Origin of the sequence: Ruegeria sp. R13_0 (genome assembly GCF_017743995.1) — a bacterium.
Classification (GTDB): domain Bacteria; phylum Pseudomonadota; class Alphaproteobacteria; order Rhodobacterales; family Rhodobacteraceae; genus Ruegeria.
The window spans coordinates 1-1,338 of the sequence record NZ_JAGHRB010000049.1 but is presented as its reverse complement, the minus strand read 5'-3'; the positions used below and the strand labels follow the sequence as shown (position 1 = coordinate 1,338).

The following is a 1,338-nucleotide window of genomic DNA, read 5'->3' as shown; positions in this document are numbered from 1 at the left end:
CGGATGAGGTGGATGGCTCCTGCTCCACCGGCATCGAACGTGCCAAAGTGCAGTTGTCATCGACTGCTAGGAAAGGAGCCACCCAATGACAGTAAAGACTGTGGGCCTGGATTTGGCCAAGGACGTTTTTCAGGTGCACTGTGTTTCAGCCACGGGGCGTCGGATCATCAACAAGAAGATCAAACGCGCGAAGCTGATCGCCTTCTTCGAGACATTGCCGCGCTGTGTGGTTGGGATGGAGGCCTGCGGGTCATCCCATCACTGGGGACGCAAGTTGCGTGAGCTCGGCCATGACGTTCGGCTCATGCCAGCAGCCTACGTCAAACCTTACGTGAAGCGCGGCAAGACCGATGCAGCCGATGCCGAAGCGATCTGCGAAGCAGTGCGTCGCCCGACCATGCGCTTCGTCGAGATCAAATCCGAAGACCAGCAGGCCGTTCTTGCCATACACCGCGCCCGAGATCTGGTCGTTAAGCAGCGCACCCAGGTCGTAAACATGATCCGCAGTATCCTCCGGGAATTTGGACATATCCTACCGACGGGTATAGAAGCTGTGTCCAAGTTCGCGCGAGAGCACGGTACCGAAGACCAGTTGGAAATGCCCGAGATCGCGGACGGCATTCTTGGCGTGATGTGTCATCAACTGAACGGGCTCAATGTGCGGGTTGATGGGCTGACCAAACTGATCGAACAACATGCATGGCTGGAAGCCGATGCACGTAGGTTGATGCGCATGCCGGGGATCGGACCGATCACGGCTTCGGCCGTTGTCGCCACCATTGGCGATGCAAAACAATTCGAGACCGGCCGCGATTTAGCCGCCTGGTTGGGCCTGACACCGCTGAACAAATCCAGCGGCGGCCGAGAGCGCCTCGGGCGGATCACAAAGAAAGGTGACCGTTACATCCGAAAATTGCTGATCATCGGAATGACGTCGCGCGCGCTCATGGCCAAGAACAGCCCAGAGAAAGCCGACACCTGGACTGCGAAGCTTCTAGACGAAAAGCCCTTCCGGCTGGCGACAGTCGCCATGGCCAACAAATCCGCTCGGATCATCTGGGCGCTACTGACGAAACAGGAGGAATACCGGCAGCCGATCGCTTGATCCTGCCGAGAGATACAAGACGATTGATGTGATGATGCGAAATGAAGTCAACCAAGAGTAAGGACACTCCGACGAAGGTCGCGGCCCTTGAGGTCGTTTAGCCGATAGGAACCTTGCTCGCGGAACTCATCAGGGCCAGTGGCAACCGCCACACAAACAGGCCGGACACACGACTGTACTGACAGACCATCGCAATCACAGAAATCTCTTGTAATGCAGGAGCCATCCACACA

At 57.0% G+C, this 1,338-nt stretch carries 1 protein-coding gene; it reads left to right on the top strand.

Annotation, left to right across the window (positions count from 1 at the left end; genetic code table 11):
* Positions 1-85 precede the first annotated feature (85 nt).
* Entirely contained in the window at positions 86-1,105 is a 1,020-nt protein-coding gene (locus J7394_RS22775; RefSeq protein WP_209256245.1) for an IS110 family transposase, read from the top strand.
* Positions 1,106-1,338 lie beyond the last annotated feature (233 nt).